Origin of the sequence: Marinobacter vulgaris (genome assembly GCF_003344045.1) — a bacterium.
In the GTDB taxonomy this organism is placed as follows: Bacteria; Pseudomonadota; Gammaproteobacteria; order Pseudomonadales; family Oleiphilaceae; genus Marinobacter; species Marinobacter vulgaris.
On the sequence record NZ_QFWX01000001.1, the window covers coordinates 539,143 to 563,994 of the forward strand.

At 58.8% G+C, this 24,852-nt stretch carries 23 protein-coding genes and 1 pseudogene; 21 read left to right on the forward strand and 3 right to left on the reverse strand.

Annotated elements, in window-relative coordinates:
- Window positions 1-12: 12 nt before the first annotated feature.
- The 13 genes and pseudogenes from DIT71_RS02510 to DIT71_RS02575 all read left to right on the forward strand — a co-directional run bounded on the left by DIT71_RS02510 (window position 13) and on the right by DIT71_RS02575 (window position 12,300).
- Entirely contained in the window at window positions 13-1,734 is a 1,722-nt protein-coding gene (locus DIT71_RS02510) for a copper resistance system multicopper oxidase (RefSeq protein ID WP_114611617.1), read from the forward strand.
- Window positions 1,731-2,474, forward strand: a complete 744-nt coding sequence (locus DIT71_RS02515; RefSeq protein WP_114611618.1) for a copper resistance protein B — start codon at window positions 1,731-1,733, stop codon at window positions 2,472-2,474. The genes DIT71_RS02510 and DIT71_RS02515 overlap by 4 nt, the downstream gene beginning before the upstream one ends.
- A gap of 3 nt (window positions 2,475-2,477) precedes the next feature.
- Window positions 2,478-2,926, forward strand: a pseudogene (locus tag DIT71_RS02520) (amino acid permease); the annotation flags it as partial.
- A gap of 29 nt (window positions 2,927-2,955) precedes the next feature.
- On the forward strand, window positions 2,956-3,183 hold the full coding sequence (locus DIT71_RS02525) for a DUF805 domain-containing protein (RefSeq protein ID WP_114611619.1): 228 nt from the start codon (window positions 2,956-2,958) through the stop codon (window positions 3,181-3,183).
- Between the two features lie 58 nt (window positions 3,184-3,241).
- Window positions 3,242-3,628 (forward strand): DUF302 domain-containing protein, encoded by a 387-nt coding sequence (locus tag DIT71_RS02530; RefSeq protein WP_114611620.1) that lies wholly within the window; start codon window positions 3,242-3,244, stop codon window positions 3,626-3,628.
- 38 nt (window positions 3,629-3,666) lie between these two features.
- The gene (locus DIT71_RS02535) at window positions 3,667-4,029 is read left to right on the forward strand and encodes an NADH-quinone oxidoreductase subunit A (protein WP_114611621.1); all 363 of its coding nucleotides are present in this window, start codon (window positions 3,667-3,669) and stop codon (window positions 4,027-4,029) included.
- Entirely contained in the window at window positions 4,026-5,828 is a 1,803-nt protein-coding gene (locus tag DIT71_RS18070) for a heavy metal-binding domain-containing protein (RefSeq protein ID WP_227537908.1), read from the forward strand. The genes DIT71_RS02535 and DIT71_RS18070 overlap by 4 nt, the downstream gene beginning before the upstream one ends.
- A complete protein-coding gene (locus DIT71_RS02550; protein WP_114611624.1) occupies window positions 5,825-6,721 on the forward strand; it encodes a complex I subunit 1/NuoH family protein in 897 nt (298 codons plus the stop codon). Before DIT71_RS18070 ends, DIT71_RS02550 begins: the two co-directional genes overlap by 4 nt.
- Window positions 6,721-7,257, forward strand: coding sequence for an NADH-quinone oxidoreductase subunit J family protein (locus DIT71_RS02555; protein ID WP_114611625.1), 537 nt, complete (start codon window positions 6,721-6,723; stop codon window positions 7,255-7,257). Before DIT71_RS02550 ends, DIT71_RS02555 begins: the two co-directional genes overlap by 1 nt.
- On the forward strand, window positions 7,254-7,565 hold the full coding sequence (gene nuoK / locus DIT71_RS02560) for an NADH-quinone oxidoreductase subunit NuoK (protein ID WP_114611626.1): 312 nt from the start codon (window positions 7,254-7,256) through the stop codon (window positions 7,563-7,565). Before DIT71_RS02555 ends, nuoK begins: the two co-directional genes overlap by 4 nt.
- Entirely contained in the window at window positions 7,562-9,463 is a 1,902-nt protein-coding gene (locus DIT71_RS02565) for an NADH-quinone oxidoreductase subunit 5 family protein (RefSeq protein WP_114611627.1), read from the forward strand. Before nuoK ends, DIT71_RS02565 begins: the two co-directional genes overlap by 4 nt.
- 15 nt (window positions 9,464-9,478) lie before the next feature.
- The gene (locus tag DIT71_RS02570; RefSeq protein ID WP_114611628.1) at window positions 9,479-10,948 is read left to right on the forward strand and encodes a complex I subunit 4 family protein; all 1,470 of its coding nucleotides are present in this window, start codon (window positions 9,479-9,481) and stop codon (window positions 10,946-10,948) included.
- Entirely contained in the window at window positions 10,948-12,300 is a 1,353-nt protein-coding gene (locus DIT71_RS02575) for an NADH-quinone oxidoreductase subunit N (protein ID WP_114611629.1), read from the forward strand. Before DIT71_RS02570 ends, DIT71_RS02575 begins: the two co-directional genes overlap by 1 nt.
- 113 nt (window positions 12,301-12,413) lie before the next feature.
- On the opposite strand, the gene DIT71_RS02580 is transcribed toward DIT71_RS02575, so the two are convergent.
- On the reverse strand, window positions 12,414-13,091 hold the full coding sequence (locus DIT71_RS02580) for a hypothetical protein (RefSeq protein WP_114611630.1): 678 nt from the start codon (window positions 13,089-13,091) through the stop codon (window positions 12,414-12,416).
- 15 nt (window positions 13,092-13,106) lie between these two features.
- The gene (locus tag DIT71_RS02585; RefSeq protein WP_227537924.1) at window positions 13,107-13,745 is read right to left on the reverse strand and encodes a HupE/UreJ family protein; all 639 of its coding nucleotides are present in this window, start codon (window positions 13,743-13,745) and stop codon (window positions 13,107-13,109) included.
- Between the two features lie 271 nt (window positions 13,746-14,016).
- Between DIT71_RS02585 and DIT71_RS02590 the strand changes: the two genes are divergently transcribed.
- From DIT71_RS02590 to DIT71_RS02605, 4 genes are all read left to right on the forward strand, one after another.
- Window positions 14,017-14,367 (forward strand): DUF3147 family protein, encoded by a 351-nt coding sequence (locus DIT71_RS02590; protein ID WP_114611631.1) that lies wholly within the window; start codon window positions 14,017-14,019, stop codon window positions 14,365-14,367.
- Between the two features lie 171 nt (window positions 14,368-14,538).
- Complete coding sequence (locus DIT71_RS02595) at window positions 14,539-15,075, forward strand: hypothetical protein (RefSeq protein WP_114611632.1); 537 nt, start codon at window positions 14,539-14,541, stop codon at window positions 15,073-15,075.
- 80 nt (window positions 15,076-15,155) lie between these two features.
- The gene (locus tag DIT71_RS02600; protein WP_114611633.1) at window positions 15,156-16,775 is read left to right on the forward strand and encodes a BCCT family transporter; all 1,620 of its coding nucleotides are present in this window, start codon (window positions 15,156-15,158) and stop codon (window positions 16,773-16,775) included.
- A complete protein-coding gene (locus DIT71_RS02605) occupies window positions 16,747-17,211 on the forward strand; it encodes a universal stress protein (protein WP_114611634.1) in 465 nt (154 codons plus the stop codon). The genes DIT71_RS02600 and DIT71_RS02605 overlap by 29 nt, the downstream gene beginning before the upstream one ends.
- An 87-nt stretch (window positions 17,212-17,298) precedes the next feature.
- Here the strand turns inward: DIT71_RS02605 and thpD are convergent, their stop codons facing one another.
- A complete protein-coding gene (thpD, locus tag DIT71_RS02610) occupies window positions 17,299-18,204 on the reverse strand; it encodes an ectoine hydroxylase (protein ID WP_114611635.1) in 906 nt (301 codons plus the stop codon).
- A gap of 181 nt (window positions 18,205-18,385) precedes the next feature.
- On the opposite strand from thpD, the gene DIT71_RS02615 reads away from it, so the two are divergent.
- Genes DIT71_RS02615 through DIT71_RS02630 form a run of 4 tightly spaced genes read left to right on the forward strand, consistent with a single transcriptional unit; the run spans window position 18,386 to window position 24,762 of the window.
- Complete coding sequence (locus DIT71_RS02615; protein ID WP_114611636.1) at window positions 18,386-19,726, forward strand: acetyl-CoA C-acetyltransferase; 1,341 nt, start codon at window positions 18,386-18,388, stop codon at window positions 19,724-19,726.
- A 49-nt stretch (window positions 19,727-19,775) separates the two neighbouring features.
- Window positions 19,776-21,884 carry a 3-hydroxyacyl-CoA dehydrogenase NAD-binding domain-containing protein gene (locus tag DIT71_RS02620; protein ID WP_114611637.1) on the forward strand — a complete coding sequence of 703 codons (2,109 nt, stop codon included), beginning with the start codon at window positions 19,776-19,778 and terminating at the stop codon, window positions 21,882-21,884.
- A 43-nt stretch (window positions 21,885-21,927) separates the two neighbouring features.
- Window positions 21,928-23,880, forward strand: a complete 1,953-nt coding sequence (gene ftsH, locus DIT71_RS02625; protein WP_114611638.1) for an ATP-dependent zinc metalloprotease FtsH — start codon at window positions 21,928-21,930, stop codon at window positions 23,878-23,880.
- Between the two features lie 36 nt (window positions 23,881-23,916).
- Entirely contained in the window at window positions 23,917-24,762 is an 846-nt protein-coding gene (locus DIT71_RS02630; protein ID WP_114611639.1) for a YihY/virulence factor BrkB family protein, read from the forward strand.
- The last annotated feature ends 90 nt before the right edge of the window (window positions 24,763-24,852 follow it).

Genomic DNA, 24,852 nt, shown 5'->3' on the forward strand with positions numbered 1-24,852 from the left:
CAGGTTTATGCCATGAAAAAGCGAATGCTGGCTGCCCTTTTCGGTGGTCTTGTCTCCATGGCGGTCACCGCCGCTGAATACGACATTTCTGTTGACCGGGTCCAGATCGACACCGGCGATTTCGTCAAGGAAGGCATCGGTTACAACGGCGCATCCCCGGGACCAATATTGCGGTTCAAGGAAGGGGAAGAAGTCACCATCAATGTTACCAACAACCTGGATGAGATGACGTCCATCCACTGGCACGGCCTGATTCTGCCTTTCGAGCAGGATGGCGTGCCGGGCATCAGTTTTCCCGGCATCAAGCCTGGGGAAACCTTTACCTATCAGTTCCCGATTGTTCAGGCCGGCACCTACTGGTTTCACAGCCATTCCGGTTTCCAGGAACCCAACGGCGCCTATGGCGCTATTGTGATCGAGCCAGAGGGCCGCGAACCCTTCCGCTATGACCGGGAATACGTGGTGCAGCTTACTGACAAGCACCCCCATTCCGGTGATCGCATCATGCGTAACCTGAAAATGTCCGCCGATTATTACAACCGTCAGCAGCAGACCGTGGGCGACTTCTTTGCCGAGTCTGGCGAGAAAGGTTTCATGGCGGCGCTGCAGGACCGGATGATGTGGGGCGATATGCGCATGATGAAAGCGGATATCGAGGACGTGCAGGGCTTCACCGGGCTGATCAACGGCAAGGGCCCGGAGCAGAACTGGACCGGGCTGTTCGAACCGGGCGAGCGCATTCGCCTGCGCTTTATCAACTCCTCTGCCATGACCTATTTCGATGTTCGCATTCCCGGGCTGGAAATGACCGTTGTTCAGGCCGATGGCAACAATGTTCAGCCGGTCAATGTGGATGAATTCCGCATCGGCGTGGCGGAAACCTACGATGTGATCGTTCGCATCAAGGACGAAAAGGCCTACACCATCTTCGCCGAATCCATGGGCCGCTCCGGCTATGCCCGGGGCACCCTGGCGCCGGAAGAGGGTATGACGGCGGAAGTACCAGAGCTGCGAGAAGCCCCGCTGCTGACCATGGCTGATATGGCCGGGCACATGGACCACGGCGGCATGGATCACGGAGACATGAGCAGTGATGACATGGCTGACATGAATCGTGATGACACAGGCGGTGATGACATGGCCGGCATGGATCACAGCGCCATGGGCCATGGCAGTATGGATGAGGGTGATGGGGCAAGCATGCCGGAAGATCCCTTCTATGCCAAAGGCAGCGGACTGGTGCCCACTGCCAGCAATGGCGGGAAATTCCTGTCCTACGCGGACCTTAAGGCCCAGAACCCGCTGTACGAGCACCGCGAGGCAACCCGCGAAATTGAACTTCGCCTTACCGGCAACATGGAGCGCTACGAGTGGAGCATCAACGGCATCAAATATGAGGACGCCGATCCAATCGTGCTCCAGTACGGCGAGCGCGTCCGCTTCAAATTCGTCAACGAGACCATGATGACTCATCCGATGCACCTGCATGGTATGTGGTCGATCCTTGATGTGGGTGAGGGCAAGTGGAACCCCCTGAAACACGTTATCAGCGTGGCACCTGCCACCACTGTTTATATGGAAACCGAGGTGGATGCGCCGGGTGAGTGGGCCTTCCACTGTCACCTGTCCTACCACGCCGCCTCGGGCATGTTCCGCAAGATTGTGGTTGAGGGTGGCCCGGACAGCACCGTTGCCGAAGGCAAGCAGAACGGGACGCCGGGAGGTGAGTCATGAGTCGATTAACGGCATCCATGTGTGGCCTGGCCCTGACCTCGGCCGCATTGATCAACCCGGCCATGGCCCAGGAAGATCCTGCCAAGAAGACCCAGACCGCCAAGACCTTCTGGGGTGTGTCTACCGAAAAGCTTGAGTACCGGTACAGTGATTCTGACGAGGAGCTGGCGGTTATTGAGGGGGATGCGTATTACGGCACCGATGAACTCAAGTTCCGCTGGCTCTTCGAAGGCGAATGGGAAGAAGCCCACAACGCCTGGGAAACTCTGGAAAACCAGTTCGTTGCCCAGGTTCCGGTCGATGACTTCTGGGACGCCAAGGCCGGTATCCGCGTCGACACCCCGGAAGGCCCGGATCGGGTATATGGTGTGCTCGGCCTGACCGGCCTGGCTCCCTACTGGTTCGAAATAGACACCAATCTCTACGTCAGCGACGAAGGCGATGCCTCGGCCGATTTCGAGGCCGAGTATGAATTGCTGATCACCAATTACTGGATCCTGTCGGCAACGTTTGAAAGCCTGCTGGCGTTTTCCGAGGACACGGAGATAGGCGTTGGCCAGGGGCTCAATTCCACCGAAGTGGGCCTGAGGCTGAGTTACGACGTGATCGGCCGCTCCTTCTCACCCTATGTGGGCGTGGTTCACGAGCGTAAGTACGGAGACACCGCCGACCTCGCCCGGGATTCGGGCGGCAGCACGGAAGACTGGTTTGCTGTCGTAGGCGCCAGACTCTCCTTCTGATACCGCAATGACGGGCGCGCCATTGGTATTTCCAGTGCCGCCTGTGTCGTGATCTACACACTGGTCGGTTTTGCTGTCGCCAGCAATCTTTCGCGATATCGCGCATGCTGGCAATGCTCTCTGAAATGATACTGTTACCCCACAGGCACTTTGGCATGCCAGGTAGCATCCAGAAACACACGCTGGTCTACACTGTTGTACTGGGGGTGATATTGACGGCCTTCTTTGATCTGTCCCGAATTGCAGCATTGGGAATCGTATTCTACCTGATCACGGATGTTTCCATTCACTGGGGCGTGCTGCGTTATTTGCGAAAGGATATAAAGGCTAACGTCTGGGTGCCGGCTTCAGCCATCGCACTCGATCTGCTCGCGGTCGCAGAGCAGGTCTTTCTGAAGAGAACCGGCGGGGTTGAGCCACCAAAAGGCGCCCACGACCACCATCACCACTGAGACAAGTGAGCTGAACGGAGGTTTCTATAATGATGGAACACAACATGTTTGGTAACACCATGTGGGCAGGCCACTGGCTGTGGATGCTGGTGATTGCCATCATCGTTGTCATCCCGGCCTGCCGTATATGCCAGCGGACGGGATACCCCGGCTGGATGGGGGTGCTGATACTGTTCCCTGTGATTAACCTCATCCTGCTTTACTTCCTCGCATTTGCGGATTGGCCGGCAGACAAGAACAAAGAACAGGATGTCTGAACACTAAATTGCCGATGGTGGCCTGTGTGGCCATCGCGGCGACTCATTGGAGATAGCCATGTCATACACAATCAGTCGAATCATCCAGAATGAAAGTTTCCAAGAGGTGGACAAGAGAGCCCGTGAGGCTCTCGCCAACCACGGCTTCGGTGTGCTGACAGAAATTGACGTCAAGGCCACCATGAAGAAGAAGCTGGACAAGGATATGCCTGAGTATCTCATCCTCGGGGCCTGTAACCCTGCTATGGCCTGGGAAGCCATCGGTATCGAGCCTCGTGTGGGGGCCATGCTGCCCTGCAACGTCATCCTTCGTGAGGTTTCAGAGGGCGTAGAGGTCAGCGCGATAGACCCGGTGGTTTCCATGTCCGCCATTGATAACGACGAGCTCAAGCAGGTTGCCGGCAAAGTCAGGGATTCGCTTTCTGAGGTTGTTCAGGCGATCTGATACGGACGCACCACAAGACGAGGTTAGCGGGAGAAACCATGAGTGGTACGCAACAATACCTTCTGTTACTGGGCATGGCGCTGGGCACAGTTGGTGTGGTGCTGAGCCTGTACGGCCTTGCGCGCATCATGGGCCCGGCGCAGAGGGAGCCAGGCAAAGATGTGCCGGCGAGTTCCGGAGTGTTGTCGCGGGATCCGGTATGGGGGCGCTATCATGCCCGGTACTACGGTTACGCGTTGCTGTTTCTGGCTTTCGATATGGAGATGGCGTTCATGTACCCGTGGGCAGTTGTGTACAAGGAGGTGGGTATGGTTGCCTTGCTTGATATGGGCGTGTTTCTGGCCATTCTCTTTCTCGGCCTGCTCTACGGATGGAGTCAGGGGGCTTTCAGGCGGCAATGAGTTCTGATCTAACAATAAACTCAACAGGTGCACGGCAGAAACGGCCCTCATTACTGCAGAAGCTGGTCTCCCGGGCACTGGCCCGTAATTTGAGCTGTCTGATCGTTCCCGGTCCGGAAGTGGCACTGGCGCATGGTCTGGATATAAGGGCTGCAGGCTTGCGCATCAGCACCACGCCGCGCGATGCCAGCGTGCTGATGATCGTCGGCGACATCTCGGAAAAAATGTGCGATGCCGTGGCGGTGCTCTACGCGCAGATGCCCAGGCCGCGAGCCATTCTCTTGGTAGGCGGTCAGACACCGTCGACTTTACCTGGCGCCGATATTTCCTCAGGTCTCTCCCAGGATCAGCTTACCGAAGCGGTAGGTAGGCTAGAGCGCGCATTTGCCGACGGTGCCTTTGTGGACTCGCCGGAGGAGTTCGATTCATCGGTTCTGCACGCCAGGATCGAGTATGTCTGCCCCATGCATCCGGAAGTTGTCGAAGACGAGCCGGGCAGCTGCCCTAAATGTGGCATGGACCTGGTAGCCCGGGAAGCCGGTGAATCGACGCCCGACCATGAACACCACCATGATCACGAACACCATCGCCACGAGCACGAGCACTACCATGATCAGGAGCAGCAGAGCCACCATGATCATGAACATCACCATGATCATCAGCACCATCATGATCACAAACATCAACATGGCGAATCTGACGACCATTCAGAACATGAACATTCCGGGCATGATCACGGCGAACACGATCATAGTGGGCATGATCATGAAGAACACGATCACGGTGGCCACGATCATGGCGCCTCGGGATTCATGTCCATGATCGAAGTCACCAAGGATCTGCCACGCAGCGCCGATGGCCTGCAGATGGACTGGCTTGAGGTGCCTTTCGGTCCGGTCTTCCCAGGCTTGCCCGGTGGCCTGAAGTTGACGCTGACGCTGGACGGCGACGGCGTAACCGAAGGACAGGCGACCTCCCTGGTGGGTATGGCCACCGAAGGTGAAGGGAGTGAAGAGAGTCAAGAGAGCGAAGGGAGCCAGGAAAGCGAGGAGATGGATGCCGATACCTTCATCGAGCATCTGGCCTCGGCCATACCGCTGGCGCCGGTGAGCTACCGTCTGCTGGCCTGCCTTGCAATCGAGCAAGCGGCTGGGCTGAGTGACGATCAGGCGACGACTCAGGCCCGTAATAGCGCCCTTGAGCGCGAGCGCATCGCCAGTCATCTTGGCTGGCTGGCCCAGTCAGGGCGTCAGCTCGGCTTCGCCTGGCTGACGCAGCGGGCTTCAACTCTGCAGCTCAAAGTCAGAGACGCGGGCCGGGACAGGATTGCTGAGCTGGAACCAGAACTGCGCACGTTGGGAACCCGTCTTGAGCGAACGCCTTTGCTCAAATCGCGGCTTAAGGGTATTGGCGTACTGCCGGTCGACTCTTCTGACCTGCGCGGCCCAGTAGCGCGGGCTGCGGAAGACGGCGGAGATGCCTGGGCTCGGCTGTGGCAACGTCTGGACGAAATTGCGGCCAGCCTTGAACTTCTAAAGTCGGGAGAGGAACCGGAGCTGCCGGTTCTTCGCGACATCGGCAATGCGTCAGGAACCGGTAAGGCAACCGTTGATACGCCCCGCGGCGAAGCCCGGTTAAGTCTGAAACTGGAGCATGGAAAGGTGAAATCCTACAAGCTGGACACCGCCTGCAGCCATCATATTGACCTGGTGCCGAAGCTTGTCGAAGGCCAGGAACTGGGCGATGCGCTGCTGGCAGTCGGGTCACTGGATCTTTCGCCCTGGGAGGTGATCTCGTGACCGTCGCCATCGTTCTGCTGGCATTGCTTGGCAGCGCCTGGCTGCTCGCCGTGATCGAAGGCTGGATGACAACTGGCCGTCTGAGTCCGGCCGCACCACTATACAGCGGCCTGGCTCACCTGGGGCGTGAATCCATTGTGCCGCGCTCGCCGGACCGGGTCTTTTTCGAGGCGGCGCCGGTGCTGCTATTGGTGGTAGCGGTGCTTGGCATGGCGGTTCTGCCGCTGGCACCGGACCTGATCATCGCGGACCTTGGCACCGGTGCGCTGTTCATTAACGCGGCCCTGGCCTATGTGCTGGTCGCGGTGATCATGGCGGGCTGGGGGCCGGATGGCGCCTACGCAATGATCGGCGGCTGGCGCTTTCTGGGCCAGCTTATTGCCTATTCCATGCTTATTGTCATGCCGATCACGGCCGTGGCCATGCGCGCCGAGTCCCTGGTGAACACCGCGATCGTGAGCTCCCAGGCGGGCCTCTGGAACATCGTCTACCAGCCCTTGGGTTTCGTTCTGTTTTTCATTGCGGCCATGGCACTGGCGTTCCGCGCGCCATTCGATCTGCCCACTGCAGAGGGAGATCTTGGCGGTGGTGTGGACGCCGAGTACACAGGCGTGCGCCTGGCAGTGTTGCGCCTGGCCCGGCTGACGCTGGTGGTTACCCTGGCTTCAGCAACTACAGTGTTCTACCTCGGAGGCTGGCATGGGCCGCTGTTTCCACCCTGGGCCTGGAGTCTGGTGAAGACCCTGGCCGTGGCGGTGTCGATGCTGCTGGTCGGTCGCTATCTGCCGCGTATCCGCGAAGCAGATCTGATGCGGTGGTGCTGGATCCTGGGTATTCCCCTGGCACTGGTTAATATCATTATCGTCGGTTTACTGATTCTGGTGGTTCCCTGATGTACGCACAGGCTTTCTTCGTTGCCGTTTTCGGGCTGGCCGCCATCGGCTTTGGCGTGGTGGTGTTTCGCACGTCATCCATGGTCCGTTCCGCGCTGGCGCTGCTGTTTTCGCAGACTGCCGTAGGCTGCATGTTTCTGGCGATGCAGACCGAATTCCTGGGTGTTCTGCAGATCATGATGATGGCCACTGAGATGAGCATCATGGCCATCTTCATGGTGATGTTCATGATGGATCCTGGTGGGCTTGGCGGTATGGACATGAGCCACCAGAAGCGCTTCTCGATCGGCGCCGGGGTGAGTGCCGCCGTTGTCGCCATCGCCGTTGCGCTACTGTCGGACTGGGGCCCCGTAGCGGAGCAGGTGCCGGACGCGGAAGCGCAGACACGGGCGCTGGGCATGGAGTTACTCGGGCGCTCGATGATGATCTTTGAAACTGCTGGCATCACTATTCTGACCGCAATGATCGCGGCCACGGCGGTGGCAATACCAGTGAAAAACCTGGCTAGTAAAGACAACAAGGAGGCATCGGAATGACCGTAGTTCTGATAGTAGCGCTTCTGACCGGCGCCATCCTCTTTGGTATCGGTGTCTACGGCGCGCTGTCCCAGACCAATCTGGTGATGATCATGATGGGCGTGGAGGTGATGCTGGCGGGCGCCATGGTGAACCTGGTGGCTTTCTGGCGCTTTCTACATCCCGAAGCCTACTCCGGCCAGATGTTTGTGCTGGTGGTGATGACGGTTATGGCGCTGGAGATGGCGGTCGGCTTTGGCGTCGCCATTGCCCGCTTCCGGGCCAAGGGCTCGGTCGAGATGGAAGAAGCGGAGGACCTGAAAGGATGAATGCAGTGCTCCTGCCAATACTGCCGCCGCTGATCGCCGCCCTGGCCGTGTTGGTATTGCGCCGTGGTGGAGCCGCGCTGGTCCTGGCTGGCGCAACGCTCAGCCTGGCAGGAAGTCTATGGCTTCTGACCGGGGTCGTTGATGGCCAGGCCGAAACCCTGCTTCTGCCTGGCTTGCCGGACATGCCACTGCGCCTGGTCGCCGGGCCAATGACAGCGCTGCTGAGTGCGGCGGTAGCCACGGTGGCAACGTTCGTGCTGATTTATGCGGTCGGCTATATGAAGCGGGAGACCGGCCAGGCACGCTTCTATGCCATGATGTCGCTGTTCCTGGCCGCGATGCAGGCGCTGGTGCTGGCTGGCGACTGGGTTCTGCTGCTGGCGGCCTGGGAGCTGATCGGTCTGTGCAGTTACCTGTTGATCGGCTTCTGGTTTCAGCGGCCCGAAGCTGCGAACGCAGCCAGTCGTGCTTTTCTTTATACCCGCAGCGCGGATCTCGGGCTTTACGTTGCGATATTCATACTCATTGGGTCCGTAGGTACCAGTGAGATTGCCGTCTCTCTGGAAACTGGCGATAGCGCATCGACTGCCGCCGGGCTGCTGTTACTGCTGGCGGCGATGGGCAAGTCGGCCCAGGTTCCTCTGCAGGACTGGCTGATGCGGGCCATGGCAGGGCCAACGCCCGTCTCGGCGCTGCTGCACTCGGCCACGCTGGTGGCGGCGGGCGCTATCCTGCTGATCCGCTCGGCCCCGCTGCTGACGCCTGAGGCGCTGTTGGCCGTCGGGCTTGTTGGTGGTGTCACCACGGTGGCCGCCGGGGTCATTGCGCTTGCCGAGCGTGATCTCAAACGCATGCTGGCGGCTTCCACGGCCAGTCAGTATGGTCTGATGCTGATTGCAGTAGGCGCCGGGGTTCCGATGGCCGCGCTGTTGCACCTTCTCGCCCACGCGGCCATTAAAAGCACCCTGTTTCTTGCTGCCGGTGATTTTCAACATGCCCGCGAGGGTACCGGTTTTGACCAGTTGAAAGGCGTTGGTCGCGCCAGGCCCTGGGCTTTCGCCGGTTTTGCACTGGCCGCGCTGGCACTGGCCGGAATCCCACCGCTGAGCGGGTTCTTCTCCAAAGATGCGGTGATCGCTGCCGCGCTGTCGGGGCAGGGCGCTGCCTGGCTCGTTCCCTTTGCCCTTGCTGGCACCCTGCTGACCGGCGCCTATATGGCCCGGGCTTTACGCCTGCTCTGGCAGGGCTCAGGTGAAACCCGGGCGGTTGCTGGTACTGGCTGGATGCGCGCTGGCATCTGGGGCCTGGCGATCCCCGCCGCTGTCCTGGGTCTTGCCTTTGGTCCCCTGGAAACAATGCTTGATCTGCCCGCTCCGGAAACCGCGGGCGTCGTCGCCATAGTGCTCGGGCTGGTCGCCGCATTGGCCGGACTGGCCCTGGGCTGGCTGGTGCCGGTCCAGCGTCTGCTTGGCCCTGCCCATCCATGGGCAGAATCGGGGCTGGTGGTTGCGGGCGGGCTCACCGCCTGGGTAGGCCGGCCCGCAATGGCTGTTGCCCGGGGGTGTGACCGTCTGGAAGATCATTTTTACGCGGCCGCGCTTGGCGTCGGCCATGCAGCTCTCACCATTGCCCGTGGGGGCCAGCGCCTGGAACAACGTTTGTATCTGGCCGTGCTTGGCGTCGGCCGCGCCAATCTGGTGGTGGGTCGCTGGGTTCGGGGCGGGGATGAGCGCGGTATCGACGGCCTGATCTTCGCCCTGGTGGCCGGCGTGCGGGCCCTGGGGGGGCGGGCCCGAACCCTGCAAAGCGGCATGATTCACCACAGTCTTGCAATCAGCGCGGTAGCCACCGCTGCGCTCTTTGTTGTCACCCTGTTTTCAGCTTCACTGAGTTTTTAAAGGAACCCTGTACTCATGCTACCACTCGTATCCCTGACCCTGTTTTTGCCACTTGTCGGCGCCGTGCTGATTCTGTGTTTGCCGAAGCCGACCGCGCGGACGGTGCACGGTATTGCGATCACCAGTGCCGCGCTGACCCTGGTCGGTGCGCTGGCCATGTGGCTGCAGGGGGTGAGTAGTGAGGGCTTTTCCCAGGTCGAAGAGCTGGAATGGATGCCGGCCATTGGCGCTGCTTACCGGGTCGGAGTTGATGGCATCAGCCTGCCGCTGGTGTTATTGAGTGCTGTGCTTTTCCTGGTCTCTCTGATCTACGCGTCATCGCTTCGCGATCGCCCGCGTGCCTACGTGGCTCTGATCCTGCTTCTGGAGACCGCGGCGATCGGTACCTTTACCGCGCTGGACGGAATCCTGTTCTACGTCTTCTTCGAAGTTTCCCTGGTGTCGATGTATTTCATGATTGCCGGATGGGGACATGAGGAGCGGCAGCGTGCAGCGCTGATGTTCTTTATCTACACCCTGCTGGGCAGCCTGCCGTTATTACTCGCGATTCTGGGGCTTTACCTCGGCAGTCCCGATCCCACCTTCGATATGCGGGCCTGGATTGCCAATCCTCCACTGGAGGGGGCTGCGGCCATGTGGGCGCTGATCGCCATGCTGATTACCTTCGCCGTCAAGATTCCTGCGATACCCTTGCATACCTGGTTGCCTGCGGCCCACGTGCAGGCACCGACCGTTGGTAGCGTCATCCTGGCGGGCATCATGCTGAAATTCGGCACTTACGGACTTGTGCGCTTCGCCCTGCAAATGACGCCTGACGCTTTCCGCGAGGCTGGAATCGTTGTCCTGTTCTTCGGTGTCGTCAGCGCGATTTACGGCGCCTTTGCCGCCCTGGCACAGACCGACCTCAAGCGCCTGGTGGCCTATACGTCCGTCAACCACATGGGCTACGTGATCGTTGGCGTCGCCGCGGCTGCGTTAACGCTGGATCCTGCAGTCCGTGCCACCGCTCTGGACGGCGCGGTGCTGCAGATGTTCAGTCACGGTCTGGTTACCGGTGCTCTGTTCTTCCTGGTGGGCATGATCCAGGAGCGCGCCCGTACCCGCGAAATGGGGGAGTTTGGCGGCCTGCTTAAAACGGTTCCGCTGCTTGGCTGGTTCTTTGTGCTGGCGGCCTTCGCGTCGCTGGGCCTGCCGGGCCTGGCGCACTTCCCGGCTGAGTTCCAGATATTCCTCGCGACTTTGGGCACCACTCCCATTGCGGTTATCGTGATTCTGGGTATTGCCATTATCGCCGGAACCTTTCTCAAGGCTCTGCGTGAAACCTTTATGGGTGAGCCCCGGGATCGCTGGAGTGAGATGCCGGATCTGAGCCCCCGGGAAATTCTCGCGGTCGCGCCCTTGCTGGTGCTCACTGTCGCCACGGGCGTGGCGCCGTCCTGGGTGCTGGACGTCATTCACCGGACCACATCGGCACTGGTGCTGTAATGGGTCGTGATCTCGCCTTATTAGCTCCGGAAATTGCCGTCCTGTTGACGGCTGTCGGTGCCCTTATCGCGGAGATGCTGCGCCGGCCCCGGATTTCGCTGGTGGTTGCGGTCATCGGCCTGGTTGTCGCCACGGGGATGACTTTGCGCCTGGTGGGCACAGACACCACGATATTTGGCGGCAGTTTCCGCATCGACACCTTAAGCATCTGGGCCAAGCTCATCCTGTTGCCAGCTACCGTGCTTTCGATGCTGCTGGCGCGGGCGGATGTCCGGGGGAGCGCCCGCGAGGGTACGGTCTACAGTCTGCTGATCTTTTCCACCCTGGGCGCCCTGGTGCTGGCGGGGGCAGGGGACACCATGTTTCTGGTGCTGGGTACGTTGCTGACCGGCCTGGCGACCTTTGCCCTGGTTGCCTACCCGGATACTGACCCGGCGACCGAAGCGGCCATGAAATTCTTTGTGTTCGCTTCAGTCACCACTGCCATCATGATTTTCGGCCTGAGCTACTGGTTTGGTGCCTCCGGCTCTACGCTGATCGCCGATCTGCCGGGCATGGACACGATGCCGCTGGCCGTTATTCTCGGGTTCGTGGCCGTGGTTGTGGGTCTGGGCTACAAGGCATCGCTGGTTCCGTTCCACTTCTGGGCACCCGACGCCTACGAGGGTGCCCCGCTGTCGATTGCCGCCTACCTGTCCGTCGTACCCAAGATTGGCGCTCTGTTTGCGCTCACTCAGGTGGTTCGTTACCTGCCACCGGAAACTGGCTGGACTGCGGTCATGGCGGGCCTGGCAGTGCTAAGCATGACCTACGGCTATCTTGCTGCACTGGTGCAGGATAACGTTATCCGGCTGCTGGCCTATTCGTCGATTGCCCAGTCCGGCTATTTCCTCCTGGGCATCCTGGCGGTGGGCTCCAGTGAGCTTGCCTTACCATCAATCATTCTGTTCGCCGCCGCCTATGCGGCCATGAATCTGGGCGCTTTCGCCATTGCGGCCACCACCGGGCGCACTCTGAACGACTTTGACGGGCTGGGGCGCACACGGCCGATGCTGGGTATTGCAATGGTGATTTTCCTGCTGTCCCTGGTCGGCATTCCGCCACTGGCAGGCTTTGTCGGTAAATTCATGCTTTTTGCCGCTGCCATCGATGTTCAGTTTACCTGGCTGGCTGTCGTGGCAATCATCAACAGCGTGCTGTCGCTTGCGGTGTATCTGCGCATCATCGTACCGATGTACAGGTCAGGGGAGTCGGCATCCGTTGCAACCGACCCATGGCACGGCGTCGTGGTGATAACGGCATTTGCGGCTACGCTTATCATCGGCCTGGCGGCCCAGTTTTTCCTTGTGTAGGGTCGAGAGTCGGTAACATCATCAATTATGCGCGGGGTGATTGGCCTTGAAACCGAGACGGCAAGTGCCCGATTCGCCGCGTTGATATTGGCTGTTTACCGACTCCGGTCTGATCAGAGCATCTTTTTCAGTTCACCATACTCACCACGAGTGCGAAGCACCAGGGTGACGTCGTTACTGTTCCGGTTCCGAAAGAACCAGCCGTGATTGCCGGTAAAGGCAGCTTCCAGGGCGCCTTCATCCTCGGGAATACCACGGCCTTTCTCATAGGAAATGGATTGGCCGCTCCCGTCGCCGTGGGTGTCGAAGTTGACAGGCCCGCCCTCAGATACCCAGGAAAAGTTCGCAACTGCGCCTTCCTCCATGGTGAGTTTGAACTCGGTGCCTTCACCAGGGGACAGGACAAAGCTTACTTCGTCCTTCCATTCTGGTTCAGCCACCGCTTGAAGAACAGGCTCTGCCTCCGTTGGCTGAACCTCGGGTGCAGCGGGCGCAGGATTCTCCGGGACAGAGTCGCCAGCTTCCGGTGCGCTCTCCACGCTGGCAGCTTGCACCGGCACCATTTGCGCGGCCTCATCAGCCGCTGCTTCCCGGGCCAGCTGTTCCTTGATTTCACCCATTTCCGTCAAACCAAGCAGGCGACCCGCACCTGTGGGGTCAAGGGCGTACTCGGCCGGCATCACCACGGTAACAAGTAGTACCAGAGCGACAATGACCGCAATAATAGTGGAGCGAATCAGCTGGGCTGAACTCGGCAGCTCGTTACGGGAAGGCATATCGGTGTTGTACATGAGCGGTCTCCAGAATCAAGCAGTGAAGTAGCCGGTGAGCTGATAACCAATGAGCAGGAACCCTGCGCTCATCATGGCGACGTTGGCGGTGTAGGCATGACGGAAAAAACCATCGGTCTTGCGCCAGAAGCTCATGACAATCAGGATCATGGCCAGGGCAATTAGCTGGCCAACCTCCACGCCCACATTGAACGCGAGCAGGTTCGGTACCAGTCCATCCGGGGAAATGTTGTACTCGATGATTTTTGAAGACAGGCCAAAGCCATGGAAGAAACCGAAGATCAGTGTGGCGGCCTTGGTGTTGGGCTGAAAGCCGAACCAGCGCTGGTACGCACCCAGATTATCCAGCGCCTTGTAGACGACGGACAGGCCTATAATCGCGTCGATAATGTAGCTGTTGATGCCGATGTTGAAGTACACGCCCAGGAGCATGGTAGTGGAGTGGCCGAGCGCAAACAGGCTGACGTAGATCGCGATGTGCTGCATCCGGTAGAGGAAAAACACGATCCCCAGAAGGAACAGCAGATGATCATAGCCGGTGACCATGTGTTTGGCCCCGAGGTACATGAAGGCAATGAGATTTACGCCGGTTATTTCCTGGATGTATCCCTTGTCACCCTGGGCAACGGCATGGGCCAGCACCTCGGTGCCCATACCGAGCAATACTAGGGCCAGGAAAATCCGGATGTAACGGTATCTGCCGGAGGAAGTGTGCCCGTGGCAATGGCCGTTGAGGAAAGCTGACAACATAATGGTTCCCATTGTCCTGTCGAAAAGCCGCAGCGCAGCTAAATCAGATGGTCGAAGACGATACCTTGCTTTAGGGCGGTATCGAAATTAAATGTGGAAAATGTTCCCGGGCAGGGTACCGTTGACGGTCCGGGTGCTTATCAGACCCAGCCGAGGCTGTAGGGAGGGCATGATAATGGCATGGCTCATCACCAAATACGCCATCACCGCTGCGCTGGTGGTACTGATTTCTGAAGTCGCCAAGCGAAGTGACAAGCTGGGTGCACTGATAGCCGCTTTGCCGATGGTGACGGTTCTGGCAATGATCTGGCTTTATCTGGAGCAGCAGCCAGAGGAAAAGATCAGTAACCACGCCTGGTATACCTTCTGGTACGTGCTGCCGACATTACCGATGTTTCTTATGTTTCCCATGCTTTTGCCACGGTTCGGTTTCTGGGTGTCTCTTGTCGCGAGCGCGATTATTACAATTGTGTGCTTTGCTGCTTTGGCCGCGACTATGAAACGCTTCGGGGTCTTCCTGCTGTGATCTGCCGGTTGCATGGGGAGTGCGCGTTCCCGTCTTAGCCCTTGCTTTACTCCTGATTCAGGTCAATATTTTTCGATGTAATCTCCGTTTAAGCTCAATTTTCAGTCTCAATTCAGTTTCATGGTCTTTACTGGATATGATGCAGGAAAAAGTACTTTAAAGGAGACTCTTATGAACAGATTTAGTCGTTTAATCGCGTGTTCCGTTCTGGTGGCTGCACCTGTTTTGACGTTTGCACAGGGCAATTCCGAGCAAATGCCCCGCGGGGGCATGATGAACCAGGAACAAATGCAGCAAATGCAGGAAAACATGGCCCGAATGCAGGGCATGATGCAGGAAATGCGTAATGCCGAATCGGCCGAAGAGCGCCAGCAGATTCGGGAAAAGCATATGGAATCCATGCAGGACCACATGGGCATGATGCGTGGTGGCATGATGGGCCAGGGCATGATGGGCAATGGCCAAGGCATGATGAACAACGGCCAAGGCATGATGAATAACGGCCAAGGCATGATGAATAACGGCCAGGGCATGATGAATAATCAGGGCCAGGGCAAGAAGCAGTCTGGCAATGGCCAGGGCAATCGTGCCGGTGGTGCTGGTATGGACAGCGAGCAGCGTCTGCAGATGATGGAAAATCGCATGAACCAGATGCAGATGATGATGGAGCAGATGCTGGAGCACCAACGCCAACAGAACCGGAATTGATCTCTGTGCCTCTCAACCGGGTGGCGTCTGTGGTAGCGTAAGGCCTTTCGTGGATCTTTCCGGAACAAACGGAGGCTGATGTGCTGGAACGCCTGCAACGCCGATTGGGGCTGCAGACAATACCCGGGGTGTTTTTCACCTCTGCCGGGGTGGCTGCTCTGTTTGTCGCCCTGGCGGTTCCTTTTGACCAGGTCGTAGCTGACAGTTTCGGGCTGCTTACCGGCTGGGTGGCCCGTAACCTGGGCTGGTTCTACATCCTCGCGGTAACCTCTTTACTGGTGTTTCTGCTGGGGCTGGCCGTGAGCCGCTACGGCAATATCCGTCTGGGAGCCGATGATAGCCGGCCCGATTACTCCAACCTGACCTGGTTCACCATGCTCTTCGCTGCCGGCATCGGCACCATACTCATGTTCTGGGGTGTGGCAGAGCCGGTATCCCACTTTGCCAATCCGCCTTTTGAGGGTGTGCAACCGGGCTCGGAAAGGGCCGCCGGTGATGCCATGACCGTCGCGCTCTATCACTTCGGTCTGCACACCTGGACCATCTTTGCCATGCCGGGGCTGGCGATCGGCTACTTTGCCTACCGGCACAACCTGCCCATGCGCATCAGCAGCCTGTTCTACCCGATTCTTGGCCAGAAGGCTTTCGGGCCGTGGGGCTGGGCGGTGGACGTGATTGCGGTCCTCGGTACCCTGTTTGGTGTGGCAACGTCGCTGGGACTGGGAACGCTGCAGCTGAACAGTGGTCTCAATTACCTGTTCGGCACTCCATCGACAGGGCTGGTTCAGGTTATCCTGATTGCCACCATTACCAGCATTGCTGCTACCTCGGTGGCCCTGGGACTCGACAAGGGAGTGAGGCGGCTGTCCCAGCTTAACATTGTGCTGGCCATAGTCCTGCTCGGGTTTGTGCTCGCCGTGGGGCCGACCGTGTTTATAGCCGAGGGCATGGTTCAGAGTGTGGGTGATTATTTCGACGCATTGCCCTGGCTTGCCTTCTGGACCGAGACCTTCAAGGAAACCGACTGGCAGCGCCAGTGGACCCTGTTCTACTGGGCCTGGACCATTTCCTGGGCGCCCTATGTGGGGATTTTCATCGCGCGGATCTCCCGTGGGCGCACCATCCGCGAGTTTGTCGCCGGTGTGCTTTTTGCCCCGACCGCTTTCACGCTGGTGTGGTTCGGCATCTTCGGATTATCCGCGATCCAGGTGGAGATGAACGGCCAGATCGCACTGGCAGAGCAAGTGCAGCAGGATCCTTCCGTAGCGATCTTCGCGTTCCTGCAGGCCTTCCCCCTTGCAGACGTGGCATCGGCCCTGAGTGTGATCATTATCGTGATTTTCTTTACCACGTCATCGGATTCCGCTTCCCTTGTGATCGACATGCTGACGCGCCGGGACGACCAGCCGTCTCTGGTACGCCAGAGGATTTTCTGGGCAGTGGCGCAGGGTATAATTGCCGCAACGCTTTTGTTGGCCGGCGGGCTGGATGCCCTTCAGAACGTGATTACGTCACTGGGCCTGCCCTTCTGCATTCTGCTGATTTTCATGGCAGTCGCGCTGTTCAGGGCCCTGCGGGCTGACTACCGCGGTTACAGCGTGAACGAACTGGTCCAGGGGCGGGCCTTCCCGGAAGTGGAAGCCACCAGCACAAACAGACAGGAGAGCGGGCATGTATCACAAACTGTTGATCGCCATTGACCCAAACGACGATGGGGAGGGCAAGCGTGCCCTTGAGGCCGCTATGGATCTGCTGGATGAGGACGGTGAGCTTCATCTTGCCAGCGCCTATAGCCCGGGCAGTGGCGGGTTTTTCCCCCATGTAACCGAGGAGGCGCCGGAACAGAAAGAAGCCGAGGTCAGGGGGGTGCTGGATCTGCTTGTGCGAAAATACCTCCCTCTGAACCGCAGCGCCAATTTACACGTGATGGCCGGGAACGCCGGTGAAAAGCTGGTCGCTCTGGCCGGGCAACTCTGTGCTGATCTGGTCATGCTGGTATCACGGGGTAGCAGCGGGCGCTGGCATATACGCAGGGCGACGGTGGAGTATGTGTCGGTTAATGCCCCGTGTCCGGTACTCGTGCTGCCGTCTGTGGAAAAGTCCGGTACGGAGGCAAAGGAAAAAGAAAGCGACTGACAAACCAAAAGCGGTTATTGGTCAGAGCCCTGCTCTGAGCAGTCCTTTGGTGGGGGGGGGGAGTAGCCCCACACCCCATGCCGTCGGTTATACCGGCTTCAGTGGTTCCCAGTTTTTCCGGTTGGCCAGGAACTCGGGCCGGGGCTTGTTGCCGCAATAGGGTTCTTCCAGCGTGTTATGAACGCTGTTGTACACGAAGAACAGGTTACTGCGTGGCCAGCACGACATGTTCAGGTTGGAGCCATGCAGTGTGTTGCACTCAAAAATAATCAGGGATCCCGGCGGCCCTTTGGGTGCCTCTATGGAGTTCTCGTCCATCAGCCTGGTCAGACTGGCGGCATCGGGAACGCCCAGATTCTGGGTTTTGAGTGATTCCTTGTAGTTGTTCTCCGGAGTGCGGCCAACACAGGGAATAAAGTACTTCTGCGAACCCGGAATCAGCATCAGCGGACCGTTGAACTCGTTGTTGTCGGTCATCACGATGGAGCAGCTCAGGCAGCGCATCCGCGGCATGCCGTCCTCGCTGTGCCAGGTTTCGAAATCCGAGTGCCAGTTGAAGCCCTTGCCCTTGAAACCGGGCTTGTAATTGATCCGTGACTGATGAATATACACTTCGCTGTCCAGCAGCTGGCGCACGATGTCCAGAAGGTGCGGGTCACGGGTCAGGCGGTCAAAGCGGTCCGAGATTTCATGAATGCCAAAAATGGAGCGGATTTCTTCCTTTCCCGGCTCAAGAATGGTCCCTTCGGACAGCTTGAGATCCTCGTCTTCCTCGTAATCCTTGAGTTCCTTGATGAAGCCGTCCATCTCATCCTTGGAAAAAAACGAATCAAAGAACAGAAAGCCTCTGTCATCGAATTCGCGCACTTTCTCGGCGGATAGCGGGCCGTCCGAGAGCCGTTCCTCCGGTGTGTGCACGACCGGGTCCAGCCTTTCAAACATGCCCAGTTTACGCTCGAGACGGGTGGGGAAAAGATCCTGTGGGCGAGACATAGATATCCTCCTTTTTGGTGAGAAGTACTAGAGTTATAGATTAAAAGAAGGATTTCAACTCGGGAGCCTTACCAGGGCCACCCTTGAAACGCCCGGGAATGGGGCCACCTCAGTAGTAGAACACTGGGCAGCAGAGCACCGGATTTACCGAATTTTGTAATCAGCTTACGGAGGGATCCCGATGACACCAAGCAACCCGAACACCGAAACCGACAACTCAAGCCCGCAGGAGAAACCCTCATCGCGCCGGGTTTACCTGGTTGATGGCGCGCGCACCCCATTTCTCAAGGCCAGGGGGCGACCGGGCCCGTTCTCGCCGGTTGATCTGGCTGTCCAGTGCGGGCGCCCTCTGCTCTTGCGCCAGCCGATACCGGTGGACGCCTATGACCAGGTCATCCTTGGCTGTGTCAACGTGGTGCCATCGGAGATGAACCCGGCACGGATTGCGGCTTTGCGCCTGGGGATGGGCGAAGCCATGCCCGCGTTTACGGTGCAGATTAACTGCGGTTCCGGAATGCAGTCCATTGATACCGCTTACAAATACATTCGTGATGGTGACAGTGATTTGATCCTGGCGGGGGGCACCGACGCTCTCAGCCATGCCCCGATGGTGCTGCAGACAGAGGCCGTGGAATGGCTGGCGGGACTCAATGCAGCGTCTTCCCCCCAGGATTATGTTCGCCAGCTCGGCCAGTTCAGCCCCAAGAAGCTCAAGCCGGAAATCAGTCTGGCCAAGGGACTGACCGATCCCATTGTCAGTTTGAGTATGGGCCAGACCGCCGAAGTACTGGCCCAGCAGTTCAACATCTCCCGGCAGGAAGCGGATGAGTACGCCGTATCCAGCCATCAGCGTCTTGCCCGCGCCCAGGAGGAAGGCTGGCTGGACGATGAGGTTGTGCCGGCCATTTCGCCGGAAGGGGAGCTTTTCAAACACGATGATGGAGTGCGTGCCGACACGTCTGCCGAGGCTCTTGCCAAACTCAAGGCTGCCTTTGAACCACCGTTCGGTCAGGTGACGCCCGGCAACAGTTCCCAGGTCACTGATGGGGCCTCCTGGCTGATACTGGCATCCGAGGAGGCGGTGAAGAAATACGGGCTCAAGCCACGAGCGGTCCTGGTCGACAGTGAGTGGGCCGCTCTGGACCCCAAGATCATGGGGCTTGGCCCGGTACTCAGTTCCACCGCGTTGCTGAAACGACACAACGCCGGCCTGAATGATATTGACCTGTGGGAAATCAACGAAGCGTTTGCAGCCCAGGTACTGGCCTGCATGAAAGCCTGGGCCGACCCGGAGTTCTGCAAGGTGGCCCTGGGGCTGGACAAACCCATGGGAAAGCTGGACCCCGAGCGCCTGAATATCGATGGCGGTGCCGTGGCCATGGGTCACCCGGTAGGCACCAGCGGCAACCGGATTGTCCTCCACCTGATGAATGCCCTGCACCGCAAGGGCGTCAAACGGGGCATTGCTACCGAGTGTATTGGTGGCGGCCAGTCCGGAGCCATGCTGATCGAGGCGGTGTAAACCCGGTCACAGCATTCACGCTTTAGCCATAAGATTGCAGGAGGCAACAATGACAGGTCATATTCTGAAAGCCCTGAGTGCCCGTGAGATGGCCCGGGGCCCATTTGCGAACGCAGATACCGAAAAACAGGCAGAAAACTGGCAGCACTGGCGCCTTGGCCGGGATGAAAAGGACGTTGCCTGGCTGATCTTTGATAAAAAAGAGGCCGCAGCCAACGTCCTTTCTGCCGGCGTTCTTGAAGAGCTTGGCAAGATTGTGGAGGCGCTTGAGAGCAAGCCGCCAAAAGGGTTGGTGTTACGATCCATCAAGCCCACAGGCTTCTGCCTCGGAGCCGATATCACCGAATTCTCCGAACTCGGATCGGAGTCGGAGGTCGTGGACAAGCTTAGCCGGGCCCATGAGGTGGTTGACCGGTTTGAGGCCTTGTCCTTTCCGACCATTGCCGTGATTCATGGCTCTTGCCTGGGTGGTGGTCTGGAACTGGCCCTGGCCTGCGACTACCGGTTTGCCATCCCCGGCGCCAAGTTGGGCTTCCCCGAAGTCCAGTTGGGCCTGCACCCGGGCCTGGGCGGTACGGCGCGTCTCACCCAGCTGGTGGACCCGATTGAAGCCATGACCATGATGCTGACTGGCAAGACCCTTCCCCACGTCAAGGCCAGCAAACTGGGGCTGGTCGACCTGGTGGTGGAAGAGCGCCATGTGGCCGCGGCTGTCGAGGCGGCGGTTACCGGCGATGTCGAGCAGAGCAGCAGTGGCATGCGTGGCCGGGTGCTTTCCACGAAACCGGCGCGGCAGTTGCAGACCCGCCAGATGCGCTCGCAGGCGGCCAAAAAAGCGCCGCCCCAGCATTATCCTGCGCCCGAGGCGCTGATTGATCTGTGGGAGCAGTACGGTGGAGAGTCCGGCCCATCCATGCGCAAGGAGGAAATCGCCTCCTTTGCCAAGCTGATGATGACGGACACCTCCCGTAACCTGGTCAAAGTGTTCTTCCTGCGTGAAAAAATGAAAGGCCTGACCCGCACCGGGGCCGAACCCGTTGAGCATGTGCACGTGGTCGGTGCCGGTGAGATGGGGGCCGATATTGCCGGTTGGTGTGCTTTCCAGGGGTTGCGGGTCACCCTGTTTGATATGGAGGCGGACAAGCTGGCCCAAGCGGTCGGAAAACTGGCAGATCTGTGTGAAAAGAAACACCGGTCTGAAGCCCAGCGCCGGGATATCCTGGATCGCCTGACACCGGATTTTGCCAATCGTGGCGTCGAACAGGCCGACCTGGTGATCGAGGCGGTGCCCGAGAAAGTGGATATCAAGCAGAAGGTCTATGAGGATGTGGAGCCCAGACTTAAGCATGGCGCCATCCTGGCCACCAATACCTCCAGTATTCCCCTGGAAACCCTGGGTGAAAAACTCAAGGACCCGAAACGTCTGGTTGGCCTGCACTTTTTTAATCCGGTGGCCCTGATGCCGCTGGTTGAAGTGGTCAACCACGATAAGGCTGACAGCAAAGTGCTGGACCGGGCCCGTGCCTTTGTTGGCCAGATTGACCGGTTGCCTGCGCCGGTCGAAACCGCGCCTGGCTTCCTGGTAAACCGGGCCCTGACACCCTACCTTGTGGAGGCCATGGTCATGCTGGATGAAGGCGTTGCCGCCGAAAGCATTGACCGGGTGGCGGAAGACTTCGGTATGCCCATGGGACCGATCGAACTGGCCGATCAGGTTGGCCTGGACATTTGCCTGAGTGTGGCAGACATGCTTCGTGACCGCCTGGACACCGACATGCCGCCGGCGCCGGACTGGCTCCGGGAAAAGGTCAAGGATGGCAAGTTGGGTAAGAAGTCCGGGGAGGGTTTGTATCAGTGGAAAAAAGGCAAGGCCGATAAGCAGGACAAAACCGAGGCCGCCCCGGATGATACCCTCGACCGGCTGCTGTTACCCATGCTGAATGCCTGCATGGCCTGCCTGAGAGAGGGCGTAATCGGGGACGAGGCCCTGGTGGATGGCGCCATGATCTTCGGCACCGGTTTTGCCCCCTTCCGTGGTGGCCCCATGAACTACGCTCATAAGCGGGGCTTTGACGATATCCGGAGCTCACTGGCAACCCTGGCAGATAACCACGGAGACCGGTTCAGGCCGGATGAGGGTTGGTCGGATAAAAGCTGATCCGGGCAATGATTACGAGTATTCATAACTGAGGAATTTTTTGATGTCTGATGACGCCAAGCGATTCGATCCGCAAAACGATCAGAAGCGAGAGGATCAGCGTCAGCGCAAACCCCTTGACCCCATGAATGAGACCGGACAGCAGAATGAGCCACCCCAGTGGGTCCGGGTCCTGAATGCCCTGTTGCTGGCGTTTCTGGTTTTCTACGCCATTCAGCTGGTATCGCAATCCGGTTCCCAGGAGTTGAGCTACAACGAGTTCAAGGAAAGGGTGACCGCTGGAAAGGTGTCCGAAGTCACCATTGAAGGGCATCAGGTAACGGGAACCATGGAAGATGCCGGCGGTTCGGAAGACCCGTCTGGCCAGCAGATGTTCCGCACCTATATTCCGGAGGTGGGTGATACCCAGGTGGTGGATCTGCTGGAGCAGAATGGCGTCATTATCACGGCCAAGGAATCGGGCCCGGACATATTGTCCCGTCTGCTGGTCAGCTTCCTGCCCTGGCTAATCATCCTTGGCCTGGTTATTTTCTTCTGGCAGCGGATGCAGCGCCAGATGGGGAGCCAGCAGGCTGGCGGCCTGTTCAGCATGGGCAAGTCCAAAGCCAAGCGCTTTTCCCGGGATGAACCCGGCAAAACCTTCAAGGATATCGCCGGTTCGGACAATGCCAAGAAGGACCTGACCGAGATTGTTGATTATCTGAAAAACCCTGACTTCTATCAGCGCCTGGGGGCCAAGCTTCCCCGGGGGGTGCTGATGGTGGGGCCGCCCGGTACCGGCAAAACCCTGATGGCAAGGGCGGTGGCCGGCGAGGCCGATGTTCCGTTTTTCTCCATTTCCGGTTCCGAATTCATCGAGATGTTTGTGGGCGTGGGGGCGTCCCGCGTGCGCAACATGTTTGAGGAAGCCCGCAAAGAATCCCCGTCCATCATTTTCATCGATGAACTCGATGCCATTGGCCGCTCCCGGGGCGCGGGCGTTGGCGGTGGTCACGACGAGCGTGAGCAGACCCTGAACCAGATACTCTCGGAGATGGACGGTTTCTCTCCCCATGAGACCGTGGTGGTGATTGCCGCCACCAACCGGCCCGATGTTCTGGACCCGGCCCTGCTGCGCCCCGGTCGATTTGACCGCAAGGTCACCCTGGACCGGCCCCACAGGCAGGCCCGTGAAAAGATACTCGGCATTCACACAAAAGCCATGCCGCTGGGGGATGATGTCGACCTGGCTGCAGTGGCACGCAGGACCGTCGGGTTTGCCGGTGCCGACCTGGAAAACCTTGCCAATGAGGCTGCCCTGTTCGCTGGCCGCGATGACAGCAAGGTGGTTTGTATGCGGCACTTCGACATGGCGCGGGATAAAGTGCTGATGGGGGCCAAACGGGAGCAGAACCTCAGTGATGACGAGAAAAAGGTGATTGCCTTCCATGAGTCCGGGCATGCGCTGACGGCGCTGCTGTTCCCCAAGGCGGACCCGCTCGAAAAAGTCACTATCATTCCCCGGGGTCAGGCCCTCGGGTTGACCGAGCAGGCACCGGATGAAGACCGCCTGAACATGACCGCAAGCTATGCCCGGGACCGGATTGCCGTCATGCTGGGCGGACGGGCGTCCGAGCAGCTGATCTTCAACGAAGTCAGCAGTGGGGCTGAAAATGACATCGAGCAGGCCACCAAACTGGCCCGCCGGATGGTGTCCCGCTGGGGTATGAGTGAGGTTATCGGCCCCATGTCGGTCAGCTCCAGCCAGGAGGAAGTGTTCCTGGGTCATGAGATCTCCCGGGAGCGTGAGTACAGCGAGGCGACCGCCGAGAAGATTGATGACGAGGTCAGGAAGCTCATCACCGGTATCGAAAAAGAGGTCAACAAGCGGCTTGAGGAAAATCGTGACCAGTTGGAGCGGTTGGCCAACACCCTGTTCGAGGAAGAAACCCTTGAGGCCAGCGACATTGATTCGCTGCTGGATATCAGGGTCAGGGACAACGGGAAAAGTGAATAGAGACAGGCGTGATCGCTGAGCGGGGACCATGACCAGATGACGGAGAGTGATGGTTCCGCAGTTCTATTCGCGCGGCGATTCTGGTGTTTTTCACGCCGGGTATTGGGCAATTTTTTGCGCAATCGGGGTATTCTGCTGGCCGGTGGAGTTGGTTACAACGTTCTCCTGTCTGCGGTGCCCCTGCTGGCGCTGCTCGGGGTTCTGCTGACCCGGGTGGTGGAAGAAGAGCAGCTGCTGGAGGTCATGGCGATCCAGGCCCAGCATTTTGCGCCCGCCCACGCAGATGTGTGGCTGGAGGCGGTGCGCGCTTTCATGGAATCACGGGACATCATCGGCATTGCGGGCATTCCGGTACTGCTGTTTTTCAGCTCCTTTGCGTTCCGGATGCTGGAGGACTCGATCGCCATTATCTTTCATCGCCCGGACAATCCCCGGCGCAGCTTCTGGCTGTCAGCCGTGCTTCCCTACGCATTCATGCTGGTACTGGGTGCCGGCCTTTTTACTCTGACCTTGCTGTTTGCCGTCATCAATACCCTTTATGAAGAGCCGGGTCTCATCCTGTACCTGCTCAGCTTTGTCAGCGTTTTTCTCATGTTCAGCGCCATCTACAAAGTCTTGCCGATTTCGCACATATCGCCGCGTCGGGCCGTGGTCGGAGGTCTGGTAGCGGCCATCCTGTGGGAGGCGACACGGCTGGTCATGATGTACTACTTTCTCAATATTTCATTCGTGAATGTGATCTACGGGTCCCTGGCAACCATTATTGTCCTGCTCATCAGCCTGGAGGTAGGCTCCATTATTCTGCTGCTGGGCGCCCAGGTTATTGCAGAGCTGGAGCGCAGTGAGCGAGCGTCGGTGCCATGGTATATCAACCCGGACTGACGATTGGTCGGGTCAGCGGGTGAGCCCGCTGGCTGCTCCGCTAAAGAGTCTGGCCTGTGGTAGTCTCTCTAAAGATCGGAAAGGGAGTGT